The organism is Desulfatiferula olefinivorans (assembly GCF_054657895.1).
This window is the reverse complement of sequence record NZ_BAAHXV010000067.1, coordinates 1-7,504: the sequence shown is the minus strand read 5'-3', so window position 1 is coordinate 7,504 and position 7,504 is coordinate 1. Positions and strand designations below refer to the sequence as shown.

General features: G+C 57.1%; 5 protein-coding genes. 3 read left to right on the top strand and 2 right to left on the bottom strand.

Annotation, left to right across the window (positions count from 1 at the left end; all coding sequences use genetic code 11):
• Positions 1-321: 321 nt before the first annotated feature.
• The 3 genes from ACYQ11_RS21515 (at position 322) to ACYQ11_RS21505 (ending at position 5,494) form a co-directional block, all read left to right on the top strand.
• Complete coding sequence (locus tag ACYQ11_RS21515; protein ID WP_459925896.1) at positions 322-1,182, top strand: glycerophosphodiester phosphodiesterase; 861 nt, start codon at positions 322-324, stop codon at positions 1,180-1,182.
• Positions 1,183-1,423: 241 nt separating this feature from the next.
• On the top strand, positions 1,424-3,487 hold the full coding sequence (locus ACYQ11_RS21510) for a hypothetical protein (protein WP_459925895.1): 2,064 nt from the start codon (positions 1,424-1,426) through the stop codon (positions 3,485-3,487).
• Between the two features lie 24 nt (positions 3,488-3,511).
• Entirely contained in the window at positions 3,512-5,494 is a 1,983-nt protein-coding gene (locus ACYQ11_RS21505; RefSeq protein WP_459925894.1) for an Lcl C-terminal domain-containing protein, read from the top strand.
• A 135-nt stretch (positions 5,495-5,629) separates the two neighbouring features.
• Here the strand turns inward: ACYQ11_RS21505 and ACYQ11_RS21500 are convergent, their stop codons facing one another.
• Together ACYQ11_RS21500 and ACYQ11_RS21495 are read right to left on the bottom strand one after the other, a co-directional pair.
• Positions 5,630-6,724, bottom strand: a complete 1,095-nt coding sequence (locus ACYQ11_RS21500; protein WP_459925893.1) for a 4Fe-4S binding protein — start codon at positions 6,722-6,724, stop codon at positions 5,630-5,632.
• Positions 6,725-6,746: 22 nt separating this feature from the next.
• Positions 6,747-7,355 (bottom strand): TetR/AcrR family transcriptional regulator, encoded by a 609-nt coding sequence (locus ACYQ11_RS21495; protein ID WP_459925892.1) that lies wholly within the window; start codon positions 7,353-7,355, stop codon positions 6,747-6,749.
• Between the last annotated feature and the right edge of the window lie 149 nt (positions 7,356-7,504).

The following is a 7,504-nucleotide window of genomic DNA, read 5'->3' as shown; positions in this document are numbered from 1 at the left end:
GCGCGGTGTCTTTCTTGTCGGCACAGATGACGTGTTCAAGTCGACAGGATTGATCTGAGATCAATCCACTGAGATTATCACGAAGGTCGTTTTCTGCTTTTCTTGAAGGATATGAAACATGCGATTACCCTGGTGTTTTCTCCGATACCTCTTGACGGGTGGGCCGGGACGGCGTAGCATCGTCGCGTTTGCGGAGGCGGGGACAGAGGAGCGGCCTCATTTTCGCGCGATTTTTCGCCGTTTATCAGATCAACACATCAACGGTCGGCTTCGGGCCGGTTGAGGCATTGAGGGATGGTTGGGTTTCGTTCGGGGTGTCTTTTGATCGTTTTGGCTCTTGCGGGCTTTTTTACCGGCTGTGCCACCCCGGCCTATGTCCGCGGGCTGGACCGGATTCTTGCCGCGCAGTCCCTGAACAATCCCGGGTCATTGGATTACAGATGCACCGCAGGCGCCCACCGGGGGGCCTCGGTGGATCACCTTGAAAATACGCTGGACGCCCTGGTCGCCGCCGACCGCGACGACCGGTATGCCTTTGTCGAGTTCGATGTGCAGTATTCCGGTGACAACACGATCATGGTCTATCACGACAAACGCATGTTGCGACTCCATGGCCGCCTCGCGTCGGTGGGCGATACGCCCGCCTCTGAATTGCGTGAGATAACGGCAGGTGACATGCCTGAATACCGGGAGGTCATGGACCGTCTGACCAAGAAGGTCAACATCGAGATCAAATCCCAGGGCGACGAGGCCGAAGACGCTCGCCTGGTGGACGAGATCGTGGCCGACATCCGCGCCCGAAAACGGGAGCGGGACGTGATGATCAGTTCGATTTCAAAACACGTCGTCGCCTACGTGAGCGACGCCTACCCCGACATCCCCACGGGCCTGGTGTTCTTTCTGACGTCCTCGACCTATCTCCCCGTGGACGCCCTGACCCGGAACCTGTTCGACAGTGCCCGGGAGGTCCGGGCCGATTACCTGATTCTTTACAAGGCCAACCTTCGCAACATCGGCAACCTGATCCGGCTCAAACCCAAAGACATGACCATCATTTTCTGGGATTTCGACGACACGATCGTCATGATTCATAAAGATCTCTCAGACCGTCTCTGGGGCACCTCCGCCGCGGCCGGCCTGTATCAAGCACTTCGATACAGGCTTGCCGGCCTGTTTCGCTGAGAGGCCGAGCGTGAATCGCAAGGCCTCTCTTTTCCCCCTTACGGGATAAAGGCCTTGACACGGAAGTGCCCATTTTCTTATAACCATCAAATAAAAACAATGTGTTATCATTTGGAGGAGGGTCGGCCGAGCGGCATGGCATCGCACAATGCCTTGATATGATATGAGATATTCCGGAAAAAAAAGCGGGAAGGCCGTCGGTAGGCATCCCATTGATTTTTTTTTGTTTCATTGGACGGTTTTGGGACTTGTGTTATCGGCATGCTTTGTTTCGAACAGCCATGCCGGTGAGTCCGATGCCTGGGCCGGCATCCGGGGGACCCTTCTGGGAACGATGTCCGGTATTGCCCACGACGATTTTCAGAAACTTCCCAAGCTGGAGGTGGGGATCGTCACGGCCTCCGGAATCAGCCGAACCGTCGCCCTGGGGCCGACGGAGCTTCTTGATATCTACAAAATGATCACCCTGGCGGCCGACGGGGATTACGCGGGTGCCCGGGATCAGCTGATAGAAACCTCGGCCGGGTATGTCATGCCCATGCTGGGGTCTGCTCTGGCCATCCAGGGCGCAGCTTCGACAGCCATCGACGCCGCGATTGAAAACTGGTCCGAGGACCTGTACGACACCGAAGCCTACCGCCTGGTTCTCCATGAAGTGAACCGGCTTGTGAATGCCCCGTTCCATTCCGATGCCAAGCCCTACCTGCCCAGCCTGATGATAACGGATGCGGCCCTTAAACACGACATGGAAGCCGTTGAAACCCGGTATTATGAAAATATCTGGCAGCACAGTCATGCCGTGGTGATCGATCTTGCCGGGGGCGGGAATCCGGCCCGGATTCGCCGGCTCATCGGGTCAGACCCCAAAACCCCCCGGCCTGTGTTTCACCTGTTTTTGAAGGACGTGGTGCGCACCCAGGGCAGGGATCTGAAATTCAGGTTTGAAAAAGCCCTGGCCGCCCATGCGGCAAGCGTCAAAAAACAACTGGAAAAAGAAACGCAAAAGGCCGTCAAAAAGGCCATGACGGCACTCGCGCCGCCCAGGGATCTTCATGCAGAGGCCGTGCCCGTATCCGGGAAGCTCAAGGTTGACTATTCGTTCAAAGGGTCTCCCGTCACCACCTACCGCGCCAATATCTCTCTGGAGCGGCATGACGATTTCGTTTCGGAAGCCGTCTATAAGGACTTGAAGACACAAAGCGGTGTCGTGCACGGCATCGGGGAACTTCCGCTGCCCGAAGACGGCCGCTATGACCTGATTCTGATTGCCGAAAGCGGGTATGGAAACAGGGAATCTCTTCGCGTTCCACTGACCATCGAAATGGTTCGAAAGCCCCTTGACATTACAGGTCGTATGGGGACATACGACGGGCCGGCGCTGTCTCCCGGCGCGGCGGTTCAAAATGGACAGATTCTTGCTTTCGAAGCGGAGTTCAGGCGCCCTGTGATGCCGTCCGGGGTGATGTCCCATGTTTCCTGGCAGGTGGAAACCATGAACGGTGAAATTCTTCCGGGAATCGAAAAAAACGAGAAGATCTATGAAAAGGGCGGCAAAGCAACCAGTCGTTTCCGTTTTGTGATGGACAACGTTAAGGACGGAGACTACCGGGTGGTGTTTACCTGTGAGGCACCGTCCCGTCCCGGATCGAAGGAAACCGCCTTCTTTCCCGTTTCGGTGCGCAAAGCCGTTGCCGTCACCCGCGTTTTGGCAACACCCGACAAAGAAAGCCAGTCCCATCACCGGAACGTTTTTGTGGATGACCCCCTGTTTCTTTATGCCCATTACACCCTGGTCCAGGGCATCGACACCGTCACCGTTACGCTGACGGCCAGAGATGAAAAAACCGGCCAGATTCTTGATCAGGTTACAATCGATCGCCCGCGAAAACCCGGAGATGTCCAGCGTGTGGGGATTGCGGCCGACACGGCTCGGTTCAAGGCCGGCCAGAGAATCGTGTTCACCGCAAAAATTCAAACGCCGGACGGCCGGTTTGCCGAAGAGTCGGCCTCCTTTCGCATCAACGGATACGACATGTCCATCGATGCGCCCGACAGCATGACATCCGGGCAGTCGGCAAACACGTCCATTTACCCGCCGATGGGGTTTGAGCCTGTCGCGATCCGGTGCAGGTCCAGTGCGGGATTCCTGACCATCCGGCACCAGGGGCTTTCACGGCATCCGGTTCTGACGGCGGGCAAGGTCAAAGGCCGTAAAAAAGCCGTTGTCACCGTACAGGTGACCGATGCCAAAGGCCGTACCGCCCGGGCCCGTAAAGTCATCGTGGTGACCGGGCCGAAGCCGTAGGAATAATGAAAAAGGAGAGATCACGTGAATCGTTTGAAACCCATCGTCATCATTGTCTGTGTCCTGCTGCTCAGCGGCTGCGTGACACTGTCGCCCCGAAAGGCCGGTCCTGAGAAACCCCCTGCGGCGTATTATCCGCCGGTCATGGAGGTTCAGCCCACGGACAAACACGTCTTTGTGGAAAACTTTACCGACAACAGCCGGAACTGGCCCCTTGACGGGCAGAGAACCCTTGAAAACGGCAGGTACCGCATCAAAAACAGCGGACAGGCCACGGTGATCGAACCGGTGGATGTGGACTGGACCGGCGACTGGACGGTGTCGGCAACCCTGGAGCCTCTGGGTAAAAGCGGCGGCGTCTATCTTCGGATCGGTTCGGCTCAAAAGGGCTGCCTGGATTGTGGCGAGGCAAAACTGTCGGTGTATCCGGCAGGGAATCTCCGCTATGACGTGGTCGACCGCAGGGACAGGCGGAAACACGAATACATGAAAGATGTCGACGGGGTCAATCCCAGGGCTGCCAACACCCTTTCGATCTCCCGAAAAGCCGGGACGATTTCCTTTGCCGTCAACGGCAAGCCCATCGCCTCCGTACCCGGACAGTGCTTCAAAGGCGACGTTTCAGTCGGAACCACCTGGGATCACGACGGTATGGCGGTTTACAACCTTGCCGTTGTCCAGTCAAAAAGTCTGGGCCTTGCCCATTCCGGCTGCCTGGGGTTTATCCTTGAGAAAAACCGGCAGGAATGCATGCAGGGAGAGAAAAACGGACCGCACCGGGTGTCCGGGGATCTGGTTTACGATACCCGTTACAACCTGATGTGGATGAAAGAAACGCGGCACAGCTGGTACTGGAAAAGCAAGATAAGGCTTCCCGATCTGACCTATGACCGGGCCCTTGACTGGAAAAACGAAATCAACAACAAACAGTTCAAAGGGGTTTCCACTTGGCGTTTGCCCACTTTTTCCGAATATCACGACAGCTTTGATTCGTTAAAACGGGTCGGTATCGACGGGAAACAGATTCCCGTTCCCAAACATCCGACATCCAGCTTTGTGGTCTACCGCGACAACGGCGGCAAGGTGAGCTCCATCAGCCGGGCCCTGCTCGTCTGTGACGGACCCTTTGACTACCTCATGACACTCAAGGGGCTCTCCCAGATGACGGTTCCCGACAATCCGGATGCAGAGGCGGGCATTCAAACGGTGATCAAAGCGTTCAAGGCCGGCCTTACCGATATCGGGGACATGGAGATGAAGCGGCTGATCCGCTCCCATGCCCGTTATCTTTACGACACCCGGGCCTGGACCTGGATGTATGCGGAAAAGATTCCGTTAAGGTATTACGGTCTGGTGCTTCACGGCCTTTATGATTCCAAAAAAGACGACCCCGCGTACTGGGTGGAGTTTGCCCAGGTTGCCCTGCTGGCCGGCCGTCCCAATCTGGCTTTGTTCGGCATGGACCGGGCGGAGCCCCTGTTTGATTCAAGCCGGGTGTGGAAAGACCGCGAAAAGCGTTTCCCCTATCTGGCCTCGAGCCACATCACAGAGATGCTACAGGTGATCCGCGCACTGGCCCAGGCTGAAATCGCCTGGCAGACCGAAAGCCGTGAGCCGCTCAAAGAAGCCCAAAAGCTGATGTTCGGGCCGGAATGGACCGGCAATCCCTATCTTCTGCCCTACCTCAACGCCTTCGGGCTTCGATTGTTCCGGGACCGCTGCCTCGAGACTGAACTGAAAAACAAATACGGACAGAACGTCCTCCGGCAAGGACCTGAAACCCTGTACTACGAACCGATCCGGAAACAATGGGCCATTATTCTGGGTTATGACGCGGATCTGCTTCCCGGCCTGGAAACCATGATCTACACAAGGCTGAACGAGCAGGATTTCGTTCATCCCGAGACCGGAGATAGTGTGGCCGCGATGGGGAAGGACTCAAAAATTCAGGCGGCACCCGTCGAGCGGAAGCCCATGAAACCGGCCCAGGGGAGGGTGCTGGATTGATCTGGGCAGCCGACCCTCTCGGGGCTACCGTGAATGCGAGACAAACGTTGCCGGGGCCGCATGGACCGGGGACGGAGGCCGGGGCCCGGCCATGTTCGGCCTGGCCCCATGCCTCCTTGAAAGGTTGAATCCGACCTAGGCGTAAGGCTTGAAATCCACGCCCCGCATGCCGCCCCGGATCTGGAACCATTCGGTTTCTCCGGCCGGGGGCTTGACGATCTCGTCGGGATTTTTGCGCATCAGGCTGATGGCCTCGGACGGGCAGGTGGAGATGCAGACCCCGCATCCGATGCATTTATCTTTGATGATGCGGTAAGCGTCGTCGGTTTCCTCGATGGCGCCGACCTGGCAACGCTCATCCTTGCACAGCCCGCAGCTGACGCAGGCATCGGTGTCGATCACCGCGTAATAATGGGCGTTGACCACAAGGCCCGCGTCGATACCCAGGTCGTTGATGGACCGAAGGACACCGCAGCAGCAACCGCAGCAGTTGCAGATGTAGATGTGGCCGTGCTGATAATTGCTGGTCAGATGGACAAGGCCCGCTTCCTCGGATTTTCTAAGCACCTCGTAGGCTTCTTCCTTGGTGATGGGCCGGGCGCCCAGGGGATGGTTTTCGAAGATGCCGGGCACCGGCGCGATGGCCAGGCAGACCTCCATGGGCTTGTCGCAGCGCTTGCCCAGAAGTTCCTTTTCCTTTTTGCAGATGCAGTCGTTGACGGCAAAGGACTGGCCTTTTTCGATGATGCCTGACACCCGCTCGTAGGGCAGGGCCATCTGGGAGTGTTCGGCGTCGATTTCCTCCTCGATGGGCAACACCTGCATCAGCGGCGGCTGGTTCTCGAAGAACTGGGGCCCGAAGGTAGCGGCGTACTCCTCACACATTTCGGCGAATTCTTTGTCCATGTATTTGAGCTGGAATTCGTAGATGCCCATGACCCAGGGCAGCATCTTGAACATTTTCACGGTGCCGAAATCCACCCCGAAAATCTGGCCCCGGTGCCACATGGATACCAGTTTGTCCTCCAGCCCCTCCAGAGGCCGCCCGCTGCGTTTGGCGATCTGCTCGGGCGTTTCGAAGGTCAGCCGGAGATCGCAGAAGATTTCGGCGTCTTCGGGCGTGAAGACTTTTTTGAGAATTTTGAGCTCCACGCCGTTTTCCGCCTGCGGGTACCCGTTGGGAAGGGTGTCGAGCACCCCGGCCAGTTTCTTGTAGATGGTGTCGGTCATAATCGCCCCTTTTTTAGATGGTTCAGTCGCATCGAAGCCCCTGGTAAAGGGCCTCGGTGATTACGTATTTGAGCCGATCCGACGGATCGGTGATAAATCCGTCGATGATCAGCATGGCATGGCCGTGGACCAGAGACCAGGCCGCCATGGCCTGCTCGAAGGGATCGCCGTTTCGGATCAGGCCCTCGCGCCGGCCGCTGACGATGCAGTCGTAAAGGATGCCGAAGGCCTGGCCGGCCCGCTGATTGAGATCGTCCCTCAGCCGGTGCTCGCCCGCTGAAAACATCACCCGGTAGTGGGACGGCTGGGCGGCGGCAAAATCGATGTAGGCCAGCCCGCTTTGCTGGAATCGCTTGAGCACATCGTTCCCGCAAGCCTCGAACCGCCGTTTGGTATCGGCGATCACCATGTCGAACCCCTCGATGGCCACAGCGCAGAGCAGATCCTCCTTGTCCGTGAAATGGCGGTAGGGCGCCGCATGGCTGACCCCGGCCCGCCGCGCCGCCTCCCGGATAGTCAGGGCCTTCATGCCTTTTTCAGCGATCAGCGCCAGGGACGCGTCGATGAGCGCCCGCCGGAGATTGCCGTGGTGATACGACGAAAGAGAATGTGCGTCAGTCGATGTTTTCATTGTCAACATCGTTTACAGTAAAATGTTGACAATGTCAACACATGTCTTTTGAGAGGCCGCCGTTGATCTTCATGTCCCTTTTGATCAATCCAGAATACCAATCAATTTTTTTCAAGTGTATAAAATTCAGATTTTCCTCATAATTTTTT